The organism is Helicobacter kayseriensis, assembly GCF_021300655.1.
Taxonomy (GTDB): Bacteria; Campylobacterota; Campylobacteria; order Campylobacterales; family Helicobacteraceae; genus Helicobacter_G; species Helicobacter_G kayseriensis.
In genome coordinates this window covers 108,123-125,096 of the sequence record NZ_JAJTNB010000002.1, presented here as the reverse complement: position 1 = coordinate 125,096, position 16,974 = coordinate 108,123, and the positions used below count along the sequence as shown (strand labels likewise).

Sequence of the window (16,974 nt, the reverse complement as noted above, 5' to 3'; positions counted from 1 at the left end):
GCAAAAAACAATGGAGCAAAAATAAATAAATTCTTAATATATTGATGCACTCTCATCAATTTAAAATATTGGAGTGCTTTATATCCCATATCTTGCCTTTTTACTTTTTAAGACCTCCAAACTCATTCCAAGCATCTCGCTTGCTCTCTGAAGATCTCCATCTGTTTCTGCCAAAATTTCAACAATCAATTCTTTTTCTAAATTTTCTACACGCGCACCCTCTTTTTGTCCAAAAAAGACCTCATTACGCACTTGAAGACACAAATCTTCTTCTTTGACTTCCTGACCTTCACTCAAAATCCCTGCCCTTTCAATCACAGAGAGCAATTCTCTGATATTTCCTGGCCAAGCATACTCCATCAAAGCCTTTTGAGCACAAGAAGAAAAAGTTTTTACAGGAAAATCATATTGCTTGCAAACCTCATCTAACTTCCATTGTGCCAAGGGCAAAATTTCTTCACGTCTTTCTCTTAGGGGAGGAATAGCAATAGGCATGGTATTGAGACGAAAAAATAAATCTTCTCTAAATTCTTTATTTGCAATCTTCTCTTGGATTTGCACATTGGTCGCACAAATCACACGCACATCGATCTTGATAGGCTTGGCACTTCCCAAGCGTGTGATTTCTCTCTCCTGCAAGGCTCTCAAAAGCTTGGCTTGTAAGTTAAGAGGCATATCCCCAATCTCATCTAAAAAAATACTACCTCCATCAGCCTCTTCAAAAAGCCCTTTTTTTGCTTGACTTGCATCTGTAAAAGCTCCCTTTTCATAGCCAAACAATTCTGATTCTAAAAGATGTTCTGGAATAGCTGCCATATTGATAGCTACAAATGGAGAGGAAGCTCTTGGGGAATTTTTATGAATAAAATTTGCAAACACTTCTTTTCCTACTCCACTTGCCCCCAAAAGCATGACACTTGCTTGTGTTGGAGCCACCTTGAGAGCCTTGCTCTTAGCTTCTTCAAGGGCTGGTGAAGAGGCGATGAAGCCGTCCCTCTTTTCGCTTTTTTGAGATTTTGGAAGTTTTTTGGAAGTTACCTCTTGAATCTTTTTGCTTTTTTTGATTGCCTCTACCAAATCCTCAATTTCAAACGGCTTTGTCAAAAAGTCCTTTACACCCAATCGAATTGCCTTGATTGCATTATTTACAGAAGCATTGGCAGTGATAACAATCGCCTCATATTTTCCACCAAGCTGTGTCAAAAACTCCAAACCATCCATTTGAGGCATATTAATATCTGTCACAATCAAATCAAAACTCTCATCAAGTTTTTTGAGCGCATCTTTTGGACCCTTAAAGAGTTCGACCTCAAACTCTTCATAATCTTTAAGCGAGATTTCAAGAGCCTTTCTTAAGTTAATATCATCTTCTATCACTGCAATTTTCATTTTTTCTCCAATACACTAAACTCAATCACTCCATCTTTAAGTTGTGCAATCACTCTTTTTGGAGGAACTTTGAAAATTGTTTTACTCTTGGCTTGGAGATCTTTTGTGATCACCTCATCATAGATTCCCACTCCGCTTGAATACAAGCACTCTAAAACTTGATCCTTGTTTTGTTTTAGATATTTTTCTACATCTCTTTGCTCTAAAACCCCTAGGGGAACAAAAGTGCATTTTTTGATGATTTCAAACTCTCCGTTTTTCACCCCACGACTTCCTTTAGAATCAATGACCTTTGAGACACGATACTCCTCCCCCTCAAAAAGAGTATTTTTGATTTTTGCGCGATAAGAGATTATAAACTCCTCTGCATTCAAAGCTTGCATCAAAACCAATACGACCGCAAAATTATTCTTCCCCATCATCAAGGAGCTCTTCTTCTTGCTCTTCTTTTGGACACTGGCTTGCATAGGCAACTTTTTCACCAGCAACATTGACGATTTTAACTCCGCTTGTATTGCGTCCTGCTTCTCTGATCGCTTGAGTATCTACACGGATCATTTTTCCGCTACTTGTAAGAACCATCAAATCCATCTTTTCATCATTGACATTTACAACACTGACAAGCTTTCCTGTCTTTGGTGTGAGCTTCATCACAATCACACCTTTTCCTCCGCGACTTTGCAAGCGATAAGATGCAGCTGTAGTTTGCTTACCAATTCCTTTTTCACTCACTGTCAAAAGCTTATCTTCATCGCTTCCAATCGTCACAGCACCCACAACATAATCTTTTTCATCTTTGAATCTAATCCCTGTTACCCCTCTAGCTACACGGCCAATTTCGCGCACATCTTCGATATTAAACCGAATACACATTCCCTCATAAGTTGCAATAAAGAGCTCTTTAATCTCGCTAGTAATAATCTTGGCTGTAACCAACTCATCATCTTCATCAAGATTGATCGCCCTTACCCCAACGCTTCTAATATTGCTATATTCGCTTAGATTTGTTCTTTTGACAATTCCATTGCGTGTAAAGAAAACAAGAGATTTGCTTTCATCAAAATCACTCGTTGTGATTGTGGCCATAATCTTTTCATCTTGCTGAATCTGAATGAGATTCACCACCGCTTTTCCAATCGCTGTTCTTCCTGCTTCTGGGATTTTATACACCTTGAGCCAATAGAGCTGTCCACGATTTGTTACAAACATAATCGTATCGTGCGCATTGGCTACAAAGAATGATTCGATAAAGTCATCATCATGTGTATTGCCACTGATTTTCCCCTTGCCTCCACGATTTTGCTTCTCATAGGTTTTCAAGGGCACACGCTTAACATATCCTCGATGGCTCATTGTAACAACGACTTTTTCATTGGGAATCAAATCTTCCACATCAATCGCATCATAATCGTCTTCAAGTTCTGTTTTTCTTGGAGAGCTAAATCTCTCTTTGACCTCCAAGAGCTCTGCTTTGATGATTTCATTGAGCTTATCTTCACTTCTAAGAATAGAGTTAAGATATTCAATTTGTGCCAAAAGTTCTGCATATTCTTGCTCAATCTTATCCCTCTCAAGCCCCGTAAGACGCTGTAGGCGCATTTCCAAAATTGCCTTGCTTTGCAACTCAGATAGCCCAAACCTCTCCATCAATGCACTCTTAGCTTCTTCAGAATCTTTGCTTGCACGAATGATTTTGATCACTTCATCAATGTGATCTAGAGCGATTTTTAAGCCCTCCAAAATATGAGCTCTTGCCTTAGCTTTTTCAAGCTCAAAAATCGTCCTACGGATGACAATGGTTTTGCGATGAGAAATAAAGAGCTTAAGAAGCTCCATAAGAGTAAAGATTTTGGGCTCTTTATTATTGATCGCAAGAAGGATGATTCCAAAGGTTGTTTCCATTGCTGTGGATTTATACAAATGATTGAGCACAATCTCACTCATTGCCTCTCTTTTGAGTTCAATTACTACCCGAATCCCCTCTCGATCGGACTCATCTCTTACCTCAGAGATTCCCTCAATCACCTTTTCTTTGGCAAGCTCGGAGATTTGCTCAACAAGACGCGCTTTATTGACTTGATAGGGAATCTCATCAATCACAATAACATCTTTATTTTTCGTTGTTTCAATATGCACTTTTGCGCGCACTTTGATGCGTCCTCTTCCAGTGCGATAGGCCTCAATAATCCCCTGTTTTCCAAAGATGATCCCTCCTGTTGGAAAATCAGGACCTTTTACAAACTCCATCAAATCTTCCAGCTCACAATGCTTGCGATCAATCATATACACCAAAGCATCCACAATCTCATCAATCCTATGAGGAGGGATAGAAGTCGCCATCCCTACTGCAATCCCGCTTGATCCATTAATCAATAGATTGGGGATCCGACTTGGAAGAACATCAGGCTCTTTAAGCGTATCATCATAGTTGGGGACAAAATCCACTGTATCTTTTTCAATATCTCTCAAAATCTCTTCGCTTGCCTGCGTCATCCTTGCTTCTGTATAACGCATTGCTGCTGCATTATCCCCATCGATTGATCCAAAGTTCCCTTGCCCATCAACAAGCTCAAGTCGCATAGAAAAATCCTGAGCCATACGCACCAATGCTTCATATACAGCACTATCACCATGAGGATGGTATTTACCAATCACATCACCTACAATTCTTGCGCTTTTTTTATAAGCAGCACGCGAAGTCACACCCAACTCATGCATTGCATACAAAATCCGACGATGAACAGGCTTAAGCCCATCCTTTGCATCAGGCAAGGCACGCCCAACAATCACACTCATCGAATAATCAAGATAACTCTCTTTTATCGAATCATCAATACAAATATCTACGATTTCACTATGATCAAGTAGGTTCTCAGCCATCCATACTCCAAACAAAATTTCATTTTAGATTTCTTTATTCATAGCATTTTATAGTATTTTGCAACAAAAAGAAGATTTTTGGGGAATAGGAAGTTTTTTTGAAACGCTCAATTCTTAATTTATCTTAACTCCATGAAAAAATCAAAACATTTTAAGTTAAACTAACAGTTTTGAAGGTTAAGGATCTAGATATGAGCAAAGAAAGTCTCAAAAAATTTCTTAAAAGCCAAAATCATCCAAGCAAAGCAACAAAAGTTTCACTTGAAGCGCTCCTCCCCTCTGAATATCTCATTATTGATGTTCGAGATCCTAAAGTGTATTCTTCTACCCCTCATTTCCCTAAAGCTTTAAATTTCAATCATTTTGAAGAAATCAAACAATTTTGCCTTTCAAATCAAGACAAAAAAATTCTCCTTGTATGCAATGGGGGATTAGAAGCAGCAAAGGTTGGAACACAACTTGTAGAATCCGGATTGAAACAGATTTATTTTTTAGATGAATATTTGCAAATTGTCCAAGAATACTTTCCTCTTGAAAACATTTAAGGAGTGGTTATGATTAAAAAAATCATCTATTTTGCAGGCTTCTTTTCAAGTGTTTTTGCCAACTCTCTTGACTTTTATCAAGCATGGTCGATTGTGGAGGCTAATAATCACGCGATCAAAGCCGAACAAATTGCTATGCAAAAAACAGAAAAACTTAAACAAGCAAATATTATGCTGTATTTGCCCAGAATCGAGCTAACTGCAGGATATGCCTACCTTGGAAGCCCAGTTCAACTTGATCTCAAAAGTGGGCTAGAAGCACTCAACTCTTCTCTTCCTTATCCCCTCCCTCCAATCCCCCAAATCACAGATCGTCTAACCCCGCTTGATCTAAGCAATCAGCACATTATGACAGCTTCACTTAAAATCATCTATCCTCTCTATACAGGAGGAGCGACTTATGCTGCCAATCGTTTAGGGAAATTGGCATTTGAAGACACACAAGAGGCACTTAAACTCAAAAAACTTTCCACATTTGAACAGTTAGCCAATGTGTATTATGGGGTTTTACTCAATCAAGAGATTCTCAAAACACTTCAAGATGTAGAAAAAGGACATAAACTCCACTTAGAAAATGCACAAAAGCTTCAAAAAGCAGGGCAGATTGCCAAAATTGAAACTCTCTCAGCTCAAGTTGCCTATGATCGCGCAAAAAACGACACCCTCAAAGCTCAAGATTCTCTAGAAGTGTCTAAACTTGCCTTGCAAAACCTTCTTTCTGATTTTGACCAGCACTACACACTAAGCTCAAAACTCGTGATTAGTAAACATGCCAAAGAGCTTATCCTTGATCCTATTTTAAAAACAACTCTTGATTCTTATCCTGCACTCAAATCTGTTGATATCAAATCCAAACAAGCTCAAGAACTAACAAAACTAGAACGCTCAAAATTTCTTCCCACCATTGCTCTTTTTGGAAACTATAGCTACCACGATCACAATTCAATTCTTGGAAAATCTCTCCCAAGTTGGTTTGTCGGAATTGGAGCAAAAATGACGCTTCTTGACAATACAGGCTCTTATCAAAAGTATCAAGCAGGGAAAGTCGCTCAGTTTGAAATTTCAGAACGCAAAAAGCAAGCCATCAAAGACATCTCACTGCTTGTTGAGAAAACCTACAAAGAAGCTATCCAAGCAAAAAAACTGTATTTCACTCTAGATTCCTCAATCGCTCTTGCTGAGGAAAATCTTAAACTGCAAGAAAAAGCCTTTGCTCAAGGAATGGCTACAAGCTCACAAGTCATTGATGCACGCAATTTGCTTTCAAAAGCTCAAATCGAACAAAAAAGCATTGCTTATAAATACATCTTATCTGTCGCCAAACTCATGGCTTTGAGCAATTCAATTTATGATTTTAAGCTTTATCAATAAGGAGAAAAAATGAAAAAAATAATTCCTTTTATCATCCTAGGTATCGGAATCTTTGGACTAGGTTTATGGCTAATTCAAAGCTTTCAAAAAGCTTATCAGCCCCAACCACAGATTCTCCAAGGACAGATTTCTGCACGCGAATACAATGTATCTTCAAAGCTTGCAGGTCGCATCTCAGAGGTTTATGTCCAAAAAGGACAGATTGTCAAAAAAGGTGATTTGATCTACACAATCCATTCTCCAGAACTTGAGGCCAAATTACAACAAGCCCAAGCAGGATATGAAGCAGCAAAAGCCTTGAGTGCAGAAACTCAAAAAGGAGCAAGAGAACAGCAAATCATCTCCGCCAAAGATATGTGGCTAGGTGCAAAAACAATGCGCAATCTTGCCGAAAAAACCTATATGCGAGTAGAAAATCTCTATAAAAGCGGTGTTGTAAGTTTGCAAAAACGCGATGAAGCTTATGCCAATTTTGAGGGAGCAAAACTCAAAGAAAACACCGCATATCAACAATATCAACTTGCGCTTGAAGGGGCAAGCAAGGAAACCAAAAAAGCTGTCGAAGAAAAGGAAAAGGCTGCTGCGGGAACTGTTGCAGAAGTTGAGGCTTATGCCAAAGACTCTCAAGTCTTAGCTCCAGCAGATGGAGAGGTAAGCAATGTTTTGCTCCACGAGGGAGAGCTTGCTCCTAGCGGATTCCCTGTTGTTCTTTTGGCTGATATGAATGAAGCATATTTGCGCCTCAATATCACCGAAGATGAGCTCAAAAACTACCCCAAAGGCAAAGTTTTTCAAGCTTATATTCCTGCCCTTGATGTAAATGCAAGTTTTGAGGTGACTTTCGTCTCTGTAATGGGAGATTTTGCAACGTGGAAGAGCACAACAAGCAACAAAGGATATGATATCCGCACATTTGAAATCAATGCCAAGCCCACACAACCCATTCCTAATTTGCGCATTGGTATGAGTGTTATTATCCATCAAAATAACTCATCTCAAAAGCAAGTCTCTTCATGGTAGAAGCATTCAAAAACGATTTGCTTTCTTTGGCAAAAAGCCCCTTTTCGCTTTTTGTCCTATGTGTTCCAATGCCCCTAATTGCCCTTTTACTTTTCTTTACTCTAGGAAATGGAATCTTGCAAAAGATGCCTATTGGGATCTTAGATCTTGATCAATCCAGCACTTCAAGCCAAATCATTTTTTCCCTTCAAGCTTCACCCGCCCTAAAAGTACAAAAATTCTACACAAGCTTAGAAGATGCCAAAAGCGATCTTCAAAATGCATCTATTTTTGCTCTCATTGTCTTGCCTCACCAACTCCAAAGCAATGCAAAAAAAGGCATTCCCACAGAGATCCCCCTCTATTACAACGCACAATTTTTACTTGTGGCCAAAACCTTACAATCTAAGATTCTCCAAATCATTCAAACTGAAAATGTCAAACTTAAACTTGCAAAAAACTTAGTAGAGAACAAAGTCTTTATCGGTGCACTATCCAAATCTATGCCAATCACACAACAAATCACCGCACTTTACAACCCAGATAGTAGCTATGCACAATTTTTACTGACTGCAATCCTTCCTTGTTCGCTTGCGATTTTAATCTGCGCTTCACTTCTTTGCTCTCTCCTAAGAGATCCCTACACCTCTCTTCAAGCCCATACAAAGCCCACAGAAGTGCTTAAGATCTTAGGCGTTAAACTCTTTAATATCACAGTGTTTTATCTGTGTTGGTGGTGGGCGATGATGTGGTTTTTTGAATCCATTATGCATCTGCCGATGCGAGGAAATTGGGGGATTATGACTTTGGGAGGACTGCTTTTAATCCTTGCTTACCAGTCAATTACATTATTTATTTTTGCACTTGCCAAAGATTCCACGCGCGCCATTAGTATCATCAGCGTTTATTCTGCCCCAAGTTTTGCATTTGCAGGTATCACCTTTCCAACCAATAGCATGGATTCTTTTGCAAGATTTTGGAGTGATCTCTTGCCTGTAAGCCATTATCTAGAGCTTTATATCCAACAAGCCAATTATGGAGGGAGAATTGATTTGGCCCTTTCTTTATGCTCTTTGATGCTTCCCTTTCTTCTTTTTGGGTTGATCGGCTGTGTCATTTATGTCTTAAGGAATCAAAAATGATCTTTTTTGAAATTTTTTTAAGCGAAGCTAAACGCTTATTGAAAGATATTTCAGTTTTGACAGTCTGCATTATTGGCCCATTGGTATATTTTCTTCTCTATCCCACACCCTATGCCAACGATGTCGTCAAAACTCAGCAAATTGCCATTATCGATGAAGATCAAACTCATCTCTCCCGCACCCTTGCTTTTTTGGCAGATTCTAGTCCAGAAATCTCTATCCAAGCATATGCAACCTCTCTCACACAAGCACAACACCTCCTTGAAGAAGGGAAAATCTTTGGAATCCTCTATATTCCCAAGGGATTTGAAAAAGATGCATTCTTGCAAAGCTCTCCGCATCTTGCATTTTTAGCCAACTCATCTTACTTCCTCATCTATGGAGCGATTATCAATAGCCTCCATGAAGCCACAGAAGCACTCAAACCCACAATCTCAGAAAAACAACGCCTTCTTTATGGAATCCAAACCCCCCACTATCAAATCCAAAAAGAACTGCTCAACCTCAAATCCTCCCCCCTCTTCAATCCCTCTTTGGGATATATTAATTATGCCCTTGCAGCAGTTTTTGTTGTGATCCTGCATCAAATGATTTTAGTGGGAATGGGGATTTTTGGTTCTCATTATCGTGGAAAAATTTCTCCCATCTCTCTTGTTTTTTCAAGACTGATTTTATTTGGATTGCTTTCAATTGCTTTGTTTGCGTTTTATTTTGGATTTGGATTTTCTTTTTATGGGATTACACGACACGCTCAGATTCTAGATTTTTGGCTGATGTCTCTTGCTTTTATTTTTGCTTTTGTTTCAATGGGGAATTTTTTTGGAGCTCTAGTCAAACAAGCCTATCAAGCAACAATCATTATTTTGCTCTGCTCACTCCCACTTGTCTTCCTTCTTGGTTTTATTTGGCCCTCTTTTGCCATCCCCTCTCCAATTCAGCAACTCATCCAGTTTGTCCCCGTCTATCACGGCGTCAATGCCCTCTTGCGTCTCAATGAAATGGGAGCGAGTTTTTATAGTGTTTATCCCTACTTTCAACATCTCATTGGACTAGGAATCTTTTATACATTCCTTGCTCTTTTGGTCTTATATATCAAACAGGCCAAAAGCTCATCTCAAAAGCTCCTATAATCCCCCCCCCCCTATCAATCCAAATCATAGAATATCTTCATACAAAAAACATCGCTCTATTTTAAAGATGAAGCGCAATGATAGAAAGTCCAGATTCTTATCTTTTTGCATCACAAAGTGTAAATGCACAAAGCACACGATTCCTCTCTTTTTCCAAAACTCTCTTTGCTTCTTTTAAGCTTGTTCCGGTTGTAATCACATCATCAAAAATCACAACATCTTTTTCTCTTAGATGAGTTTGAAAGCCTTTTGGGTGTGTTTCCCTATATTTCAAATCCTTTCCTGCATAGCTCACTTGATGAGATGCCCTCAACTCTCCATAAATAGGAATGATCCCACATGATCTAAATGCATGCAAACACACACCCGTATGAGAATAACCCTTGCTCACACAATCATCTATTCCCACACCTACAACACCTTTTGGAAACACAATCTCAGAGGGCAGATGATCTCGTGCCTTTCTTGCAAGCAAGGAAAATATTTTAGATCCGATCAAAGTATATTTATAATGCATCAAAAGCTCCACATCGCTAAAAGCATAAAAACTATACACACTCATCCCCTCAACAATCCTAGTTCCCATCACAATAGAAGGAAAACAAGCTTGGCATATTAAAGAGCCTAGATTCCAAGTGCCACAAATTAAGCACTTCATCATAAGCTCCTAAGAAAAGATTTTGATATGCTTCAGAATGTGTTGATGAATAGAATCAATGCTTTCTTTGGCATCAATTTTTAGAAGTGGGATTTTAAGCTGATGACAAGCCTCAACCATCTTTTGCTGAATCTCAAGCAAAAATTCCACTCCCCTTTGCTCAATCCTATCTTGGTGTTTGACGCTCAATCTTTTTTCTAATTCTTCTTGCGTCAATTCCAAAAGCACAACACAATTAGGCAAAATATTTTGCACTGCAAATAAATTCAGTTCAATAAGCTTTTGAAAATCCAAATCTTTTGCATATGCAATCCCAGAGATCAATGAGCGATCAGAGATAATCAACCTATCTTGATTGGGCAAAATAACACGATGGATATGCTCAGCACGATCAGCAAGAAACAAAAGACACTCAGCCTCCTTGCCAAGTTCCATTTCTTCTTCAAGCAAAATCTTTCTTAGCTTTTTTCCAAGCTCACTCCCCCCAGGCTCACAAGTAAAAATTGCTTGAGGCATTTTCTCTCTCAAAAGCGCAATCTGTGTGCTCTTCCCTGCAGTATCAATTCCCTCTAATGCTAGATACATCTATAACCCTTTTCTTGCAAAAATTGGCAGGCTTCTTTTGGAACCAAATGCGAAATCTTCCCACCATATTCAATGATGCTACGCACAATTGATGAGCTAACAAATGCATTTTGGAGAGAAGGCATAAGATAGAGAATCTCAATTTGAGGATTCAAAGATTGATTGGCATATCCCATTTGCAATTCATATTCAAAATCACTCACAGCCCTAAGCCCTCTAATCACGACCTTTGCCCCCAAACTCTGTGCAAACTCTACTAGCAAACAATCAAAAGTCTCAATCCTAATCTTAGAATGTTCTTGTGTGCAACGTCTCAAAATCTCATATCGATCTTCCAAGCTCAATAAAGGAGTCTTAGAAACATTCTTTGCAATCGCAACAACCACCTCATCAAAAAGCTCAGCACTCCTAATCAACAAATCATAATGTCCATTTGTGCAAGGATCAAATGTCCCTGGATAAATCGCTCTCATTTTCCTCCTGCCCATCTTTGATAAAGCTCATTACGAATCCCCAATACATCTAGCCATTTCCCTATCAAAAAGTTTTCCATCTCCTCCAAGGTCTCTATCTTGGCATAATAAGCCAAGATAGGCGGAGCAATAATCACACCAAGATTGGAAAGCTTGAGCATATTCTCCAAAGCAATACTTGAAAAAGGCATTTCTCTTGGGGCTAGAAGCAATGTCTTTTTTTCTTTGATCATCACACTTGCACAGCGTGAAATAAGCTCATCTCCAATCCCACAAGCAATCTTTGCAAGTAAATTCATACTTGTTGGGACGATTGCCATCATATCCGCACCAAAGCTACCTGAAGCAATATCTGCCCAAATTTCCCTCTCCTCATACAAAATCCCTCCGCGCGCCTCAATCTCCTCCAAAAGATTCTTGCAAGTCTCTTTTTTCCATACAAGCTGAGCGGATTCTGAAAGGACAATATGACACTTTGTGCTTTTTTGCATCTCTTCAATCAAACGCAAACCCAGTCTTATCCCGCTTGCCCCCCCTATTCCTACAACTACCTTTTTCATCGAATGATCGCCTTTCTCTCTCCAATAATTTTGATTTTAATCTGCTTTTTGCTCTCAGGATTTCTAGCCATGATCTCATCATTCATCGCCCCATTTTGCATTGCCTCTAGCCTACCCTCAATCACCACCCCCTTCTCTTGATATTTCACATCAATCCAATCTCCACGCCTAACCAAAACTTTAGGCTTAAGCTTTGAGCTCAACAACACTTGATCTTTGGAAACAAAACTCCGAAGAGAAGAAGAGAGAATCTCTTCTTTAGTAGCAATACGAGATACAAAAGAAGAAAATGGGATTCTTTGAAGCGCGACATTTCCCAAGCTCAAATCCTCTCCAGCTCTTAGATCCTGAAAAGCGACATAAGCCTCTAAACTTGCCACAATCTCACAATAAAAAGGCTTCAAAGAACGCTTTCCATCCTCTTGCACCTCTACCATTACAACAAAACGATTTTTTTTGAATGCCTTTTCATCTAGCTCCACACCAAGCAAAGAAATATTCTTCCCCTTTATATTTCCCAATGGCTTAAGCCAAATCTCTTTGACTTGAGGCTTGCAAGAAGCATAAAGTGTTTCAAAAGTGGAGCGTATTTGATCTTTGATCTTTGAATCATCCCAAGGCAAGCGATAAGAAAACTTCACCTCTTTGAGTTTTTGCTCACCCAAAGCAAATCCTCTAGATTCAAAAAGCTTTGAAAGCTCAGAGACAGGGATCTTTATCTCAAATTGCTCTCCAAAAGAAGCGATCACAAATGAGGGAGATTGGGGAAATAAAAGCGTTGAAAGGACCTTATCTTCCATCACCCAATAATGCTCTTTTAATTCCTTGGCCCCCAACATCACACAAAGCATTCCAAGCACAATAGCTCTTATCACTGCACAAACTCCAAAAAGCTCAACAAAATCACACGTTCATTTCCTCCAAAATTGACTCTAGCTTTTGCTTCCTTCCCCCTTCCATTGACCTCTTGAACCCTTCCAATCCCAAAAACCTTATGCCTAACTAAAGAGTTTTTTTGTATTTCCCTCTTCTCTGATATGCCACTTTGTCCCTCATGTAAGAATCTTGATGGAGTCATCATGGTGCGTTTGCCCCTTTGAGATCTAGATGAGACATGGCTCAAACACAATCTTTTTTTGGCTCGTGTAAAAGCCACATATCCTAGCCTTCTCTCTTCTTCTAGATTCCCTTCATCTTTAATAAGTGGGAAAACTCCATCCTCACACCCAATCACAAAAACATAATCAAATTCCAAGCCCTTGCTAGAATGCATACTCATACAAGAAATCTTACTTCCCACTTCTTTATCAGATTCTGAAGATAAGCTCAAATCATTCAGAAAATCTTCTAGGGATTGATTTGGATTTTCTTCCATAAACTCTCTCAAATATCCAAAAAGTTCATCAAGGTTTGCTTTACGATCATCTCTTTCATATTCTGCATACTCATCAAGCAAGGGGATTTTTTTCTCAAACAAATGCTTAAATGCATCCATTGAAACACGCAAGGCTTGCTTCATCTCCGCAATCAAAGCAAAAAAATCTTTTAAAACCTCATAAGTCTTTGGTGCAAGCTGATGAGGATGGGTTTGAAAATATTGATAAATGCTTGTGCCCTTTGCACCTTCTTGAAGCTTGTCTTGTGAGACCTTTCCAAGTCCTCTTTTGGGTTTATTAATCACTCTCAAAAGCGAAAAATCATCACAAATATTGACCATCAAACGCAAATAACTTAATGCATCCTTAACCTCTGCCCTCTCATAAAAATGCACAGAACCAATAAGCTTGTAAGGAATCTTGGCTCGATTTAGCCCCTCTTCAACATTACGACTTAGCGCATTGACTCGATACAAAATCGCAATTTCTTCAGGCCTAATTCCACTTTGTAAAAGACTTTCTATCTCGCAAGCAACAAAGGACATTTCTTCTCTTTCACTCAAAAAAGAAAAAATCTGCACTTCCTCCCCATCTTCTTTTGTTGCAAACAATGTTTTTCCAAGACGCTGAGTATTGCAAGAGATGAGCTGATTGGCAAATTGCAAGATCTGTGGAGTAGAGCGATAATTTTTTTCAAGCTTAATCACAGTTGCCTCTTTGAAATCTTTCTCAAATTCCAAAATATTGCGAATATCTGCCCCCCTCCATCCATAAATGCTCTGATCCTCATCTCCCACAACACAAAGATTCTGATGTGCACAAGTTAAAAGTCTTAGAAGTTTATATTGCAAAAAATTTGTATCCTGATACTCATCTACCATAATGTATTGATACTGCTTACTCATCTCTTGAGCCAAAGAGGGATTTTTCTCCAATATCAAATAAGACAAATAGAGCAAATCATCAAAATCCAGCAAATGATATTCATTTAAATAAGTCTGATATTGATCATAAAGCTCAGCCATAAGCTTACTTTCTTCAGATTTTGCTTGTTTGAAAACTTCTTGTGGGGAGAGAATCTGATTTTTATAATAAGAAATATAGCTGATCACCACAGAGGGAGAAAAAGGGGATTTAAAGGATTGGATAATCTTTTTGACATCATCTCTATCAAGCAAAACAAACGAAGAAGGACGATCAAGAAGAGAAATAAATTTTTTCAAAAACATTAAGCCAAATTTATGAAAAGTGCATAAAAGCGGATAGGATATTTGATCACCTCCTATCAGCCTCAACGCCCTTTCGCGCATCTCTTGACTGGCCTTGTTTGTAAAAGTCAAACACAAAATAGAGCTTGCAGGGATTCCAATTTCTTTGATCAAATAAGCAAGACGCGTCGTTAAAGTCTTGGTTTTTCCACTCCCAGCACCCGCTAAAAGTAAGAGTGGGCCATCAATATGCTCAACAGCCTGTCTTTGCTCAGGATTTAGATCTTCCAATCTCACTGCTGTGCCTTTTCTAAAATCTCACTTGTATCAATCTTAAAATCAAAAAATTCTGAGACAAATCCCTTTTTTGCAATGCCCTGAAACAAAGAAATAGCACTTTTGATATTCCCTTCTTGCTGATAGAGAAGGGCCAATGCATAACGACTCTCCAAAGTCGCACTTGAATCAATCTTTGAAATCTGCAAAAGTGCAACAGCATTATTGTGATGCCCAGAACCAATCGCTGCAACCGCCCCCATAAACTTTGTTGCTGGGTCTGTTTGCTTTAATCCATCAATCAAATCATTATAAAGCACAAACGCTTTTTCAAACTCTTGGTTATAAATATAAGCCAACCCTAATGCTTGCATAATCCCCACAGGAGATTCCTCTTGTGTTGTAAGTTTGTCTTGCAAATGCGTAATCACAAAAGAAAGATTCCCTGTCACAAAAGCTAGATAAATATAAAGCTCACGCGTCAAACTTCCTCCATAATAGAGGGAATGCATATCTGCAAAACTTCCTTTTCTAAAAAAACCAGAAAATTCAAGAGAAATATCTTTGAGATTTCCCTTGTAATTTCGAGCAACTTGATACATCATATCTGTCGTCAAATCTTTGGGAAGTTTTTGCTTAAGAAGTGTGAAGTATTGGCTTATCTTTTCTTGATCACCTTGCCCCATAGCATAGATTGCTTGGAGTGCAAAATGAATAGGTTTGGGGTTTTTAAACTGATTGACAAAATCAAAAGCTTCACTCATCTTGCCTTTTGCATAAGAAAAAAGTTCATGCAAGAACATTCTTTGATCTTCATCCTTAAAATCAACCCTCAAAAAATCTCCCCCTAGCATTTCAGTCATTTTTGAGACATTTTGATATGTTATTTTCCCCGTCATAATGGCAAAAATTCCTGCCATCAAGTCTGCATTGTCCAAATAATATGCCTTAGAAAAATACAAATGAGCATTTTCAAAATCCCCCAATTGCGCATAAACAAGACCGATATTGTAATAAAGCACAGGATGCTGAGCATGGGTTTTGACTTTTTTTAAGAAAATCTGCAATGCCTTTCTCAAATCCCCAGAATACACTTCCTTAAGCCCTTGGGCAATATCACGATTGATACGCGAAAAAACCTCTCCCCTTGTATAAGAATCACTTGCCTCATCAATATTCCCTACACTCCACTCAAATCCACCCTCAGACAAAAATTGAAAAACCTGTTGTGCATCAAATACCCTATAGGGCGCATAATAAAACAAAATTTTGTATTGTAATGATTGGCGTGATTCAAATTTTGTATCCCAAAAACGCTTTTGCGCTTCTTGGATATCAAACAAATAAGGATCAAGTTCAACCCGAATCTTAAAAAAAGGCTTTTGATTTTTTAGACTCATCAAAAGATTTGCACTCTCTGAAAAATTTCCCAACTTAAGCTCAACAAGCTCTAAAGCACTGATTGCTTCTTGGTTGTCAGGATAATGCAAAAGATATTCTTGGATTTTATCTCTAGCGCTCTTATAATCTCCATTGCGCGCATACAACATTCCCAAGGCCAACATATTTTGATTTGAGTGATCTTTTTTGAGATATTGCAATGCATTATAATCATCTCCCAAAACCAAAAACATCTCTGAAGCCAAAGCATTATTTTGAATTTGATAGTTGGAAGAATTGGGATTAAGCAAAGGGGAAAGAGATTCGAAATATTGGTTTTTATAAAAAGAAACAAGGCCGTATAAATACGAATAAAAAGGAGCTCTTGCCGAATCAGATAAAGTTTGCTCTGCTAGCTTAAGAAAATGCGCAAATGATTTTTCATCTTTCATTCTTAGAGCACTATAAGCAGCATTTATTGAGCTTAGCGCAACATCATCTCCTCCCTCAATCGCATCTTCAAATTTTTTCTTTGCAAGAGCAAAATCCTTTTCTCCTGTATAGATAACACCCAAATTGTAATTTGCCAAAGATTGAGAGTAAAGTGAGATATTTTTAAAAATCTCAAGTGCTTCATCCACGCGTCCATTATCATATAAAATATTGGCCTTTTGAATCAATTCCGAAAGCTCCCCCTTGGGCTTTGTATAAAAATCTTTTGCAGAAGTAATGGGCCCTTCTTGCAAAGATGATTGGTTTGTAGATATTTGGGTTTGTGGAGCAAAAACCTCTTTTTGCGAATCTAGATTTTCCACCTCCTTTTGATTAAATACTTTAAAGATAAAAAATACCACTAACGCAATCAGCAAAGCCCCAATCAAAACAAGAACAGAATAAACAAATGTTTTATTTTCACGAATGAAAACCATTTTTTTTAACGATGTAAGTATCAGCCTCAATCGCGTCTGTATTTTAGAATGCAGGGGCTTTTTATCTTGCATT

Annotated in this window: 15 protein-coding genes; 5 read left to right on the top strand and 10 right to left on the bottom strand. The window is 38.4% G+C overall.

Features of this window, described 5'->3' with window-relative positions; all coding sequences use genetic code 11:
• Positions 1-78 precede the first annotated feature (78 nt).
• From LW137_RS02645 to gyrA, 3 genes are read right to left on the bottom strand one after another with little or no spacing between them, the layout of a single operon-like run.
• Positions 79-1,389 carry a sigma-54-dependent transcriptional regulator gene (locus tag LW137_RS02645; RefSeq protein ID WP_233032916.1) on the bottom strand — a complete coding sequence of 437 codons (1,311 nt, stop codon included), beginning with the start codon at positions 1,387-1,389 and terminating at the stop codon, positions 79-81.
• Complete coding sequence (locus LW137_RS02640) at positions 1,386-1,808, bottom strand: hypothetical protein (RefSeq protein WP_233032914.1); 423 nt, start codon at positions 1,806-1,808, stop codon at positions 1,386-1,388. Before LW137_RS02640 ends, LW137_RS02645 begins: the two co-directional genes overlap by 4 nt.
• Positions 1,795-4,269: a DNA gyrase subunit A gene (gyrA, locus tag LW137_RS02635; protein ID WP_233032912.1), complete on the bottom strand. Its 2,475-nt coding sequence runs from the start codon at positions 4,267-4,269 to the stop codon at positions 1,795-1,797. The genes LW137_RS02640 and gyrA overlap by 14 nt, the downstream gene beginning before the upstream one ends.
• A gap of 191 nt (positions 4,270-4,460) precedes the next feature.
• Here gyrA and LW137_RS02630 point away from each other — a divergent pair, with 191 nt between their 5' ends.
• From LW137_RS02630 to LW137_RS02610, 5 genes are read left to right on the top strand one after another with little or no spacing between them, the layout of a single operon-like run.
• Positions 4,461-4,814 (top strand): rhodanese-like domain-containing protein, encoded by a 354-nt coding sequence (locus LW137_RS02630; protein ID WP_233032910.1) that lies wholly within the window; start codon positions 4,461-4,463, stop codon positions 4,812-4,814.
• Between the two features lie 9 nt (positions 4,815-4,823).
• Positions 4,824-6,185: a TolC family protein gene (locus LW137_RS02625; RefSeq protein WP_233032908.1), complete on the top strand. Its 1,362-nt coding sequence runs from the start codon at positions 4,824-4,826 to the stop codon at positions 6,183-6,185.
• Between the two features lie 9 nt (positions 6,186-6,194).
• A complete protein-coding gene (locus tag LW137_RS02620) occupies positions 6,195-7,205 on the top strand; it encodes an HlyD family secretion protein (RefSeq protein WP_233032906.1) in 1,011 nt (336 codons plus the stop codon).
• On the top strand, positions 7,199-8,326 hold the full coding sequence (locus tag LW137_RS02615; RefSeq protein ID WP_233050771.1) for an ABC transporter permease: 1,128 nt from the start codon (positions 7,199-7,201) through the stop codon (positions 8,324-8,326). Before LW137_RS02620 ends, LW137_RS02615 begins: the two co-directional genes overlap by 7 nt.
• A complete protein-coding gene (locus tag LW137_RS02610) occupies positions 8,323-9,456 on the top strand; it encodes an ABC transporter permease (RefSeq protein WP_233032902.1) in 1,134 nt (377 codons plus the stop codon). The genes LW137_RS02615 and LW137_RS02610 overlap by 4 nt, the downstream gene beginning before the upstream one ends.
• A 97-nt stretch (positions 9,457-9,553) precedes the next feature.
• Here LW137_RS02610 and LW137_RS02605 read toward each other — a convergent pair whose 3' ends face one another.
• Genes LW137_RS02605 through LW137_RS02575 form a run of 7 tightly spaced genes read right to left on the bottom strand, consistent with a single transcriptional unit; the run spans position 9,554 to position 16,973 of the window.
• Positions 9,554-10,114, bottom strand: coding sequence for a ComF family protein (locus LW137_RS02605; protein ID WP_233032900.1), 561 nt, complete (start codon positions 10,112-10,114; stop codon positions 9,554-9,556).
• Positions 10,115-10,123: 9 nt separating this feature from the next.
• A complete protein-coding gene (tmk, locus tag LW137_RS02600; RefSeq protein ID WP_233032899.1) occupies positions 10,124-10,699 on the bottom strand; it encodes a dTMP kinase in 576 nt (191 codons plus the stop codon).
• Positions 10,690-11,172, bottom strand: a complete 483-nt coding sequence (gene coaD, locus LW137_RS02595) for a pantetheine-phosphate adenylyltransferase (protein ID WP_233032898.1) — start codon at positions 11,170-11,172, stop codon at positions 10,690-10,692. The genes tmk and coaD overlap by 10 nt, the downstream gene beginning before the upstream one ends.
• A complete protein-coding gene (locus LW137_RS02590) occupies positions 11,169-11,732 on the bottom strand; it encodes a UbiX family flavin prenyltransferase (protein WP_233032897.1) in 564 nt (187 codons plus the stop codon). Before LW137_RS02590 ends, coaD begins: the two co-directional genes overlap by 4 nt.
• Positions 11,729-12,607 (bottom strand): flagellar basal body P-ring formation chaperone FlgA, encoded by an 879-nt coding sequence (flgA, locus tag LW137_RS07230; protein ID WP_233032896.1) that lies wholly within the window; start codon positions 12,605-12,607, stop codon positions 11,729-11,731. Before flgA ends, LW137_RS02590 begins: the two co-directional genes overlap by 4 nt.
• A complete protein-coding gene (locus LW137_RS02580; RefSeq protein ID WP_233032895.1) occupies positions 12,604-14,613 on the bottom strand; it encodes an ATP-dependent helicase in 2,010 nt (669 codons plus the stop codon). Before LW137_RS02580 ends, flgA begins: the two co-directional genes overlap by 4 nt.
• Positions 14,610-16,973 (bottom strand): tetratricopeptide repeat protein, encoded by a 2,364-nt coding sequence (locus LW137_RS02575; protein WP_233032894.1) that lies wholly within the window; start codon positions 16,971-16,973, stop codon positions 14,610-14,612. Before LW137_RS02575 ends, LW137_RS02580 begins: the two co-directional genes overlap by 4 nt.
• Position 16,974 lies beyond the last annotated feature (1 nt).

What these genes read in the sequence shown, in the direction of transcription:
- LW137_RS02645 (WP_233032916.1), bottom strand. Translation starts at nt 1,389, where the DNA reads ATGAAAATTGCAGTGATAGAAGATGATATTAACTTAAGAAAGGCTCTT.
- LW137_RS02640 (WP_233032914.1), bottom strand. Translation starts at nt 1,808, where the DNA reads ATGGGGAAGAATAATTTTGCGGTCGTATTGGTTTTGATGCAAGCTTTG.
- gyrA (WP_233032912.1), bottom strand. Translation starts at nt 4,269, where the DNA reads ATGGCTGAGAACCTACTTGATCATAGTGAAATCGTAGATATTTGTATT.
- LW137_RS02630 (WP_233032910.1), top strand. Translation starts at nt 4,461, where the DNA reads ATGAGCAAAGAAAGTCTCAAAAAATTTCTTAAAAGCCAAAATCATCCA.
- LW137_RS02625 (WP_233032908.1), top strand. Translation starts at nt 4,824, where the DNA reads ATGATTAAAAAAATCATCTATTTTGCAGGCTTCTTTTCAAGTGTTTTT.
- LW137_RS02620 (WP_233032906.1), top strand. Translation starts at nt 6,195, where the DNA reads ATGAAAAAAATAATTCCTTTTATCATCCTAGGTATCGGAATCTTTGGA.
- LW137_RS02615 (WP_233050771.1), top strand. Translation starts at nt 7,199, where the DNA reads ATGGTAGAAGCATTCAAAAACGATTTGCTTTCTTTGGCAAAAAGCCCC.
- LW137_RS02610 (WP_233032902.1), top strand. Translation starts at nt 8,323, where the DNA reads ATGATCTTTTTTGAAATTTTTTTAAGCGAAGCTAAACGCTTATTGAAA.
- LW137_RS02605 (WP_233032900.1), bottom strand. Translation starts at nt 10,114, where the DNA reads ATGAAGTGCTTAATTTGTGGCACTTGGAATCTAGGCTCTTTAATATGC.
- tmk (WP_233032899.1), bottom strand. Translation starts at nt 10,699, where the DNA reads ATGTATCTAGCATTAGAGGGAATTGATACTGCAGGGAAGAGCACACAG.
- coaD (WP_233032898.1), bottom strand. Translation starts at nt 11,172, where the DNA reads ATGAGAGCGATTTATCCAGGGACATTTGATCCTTGCACAAATGGACAT.
- LW137_RS02590 (WP_233032897.1), bottom strand. Translation starts at nt 11,732, where the DNA reads ATGAAAAAGGTAGTTGTAGGAATAGGGGGGGCAAGCGGGATAAGACTG.
- LW137_RS02575 (WP_233032894.1), bottom strand. Translation starts at nt 16,973, where the DNA reads ATGCAAGATAAAAAGCCCCTGCATTCTAAAATACAGACGCGATTGAGG.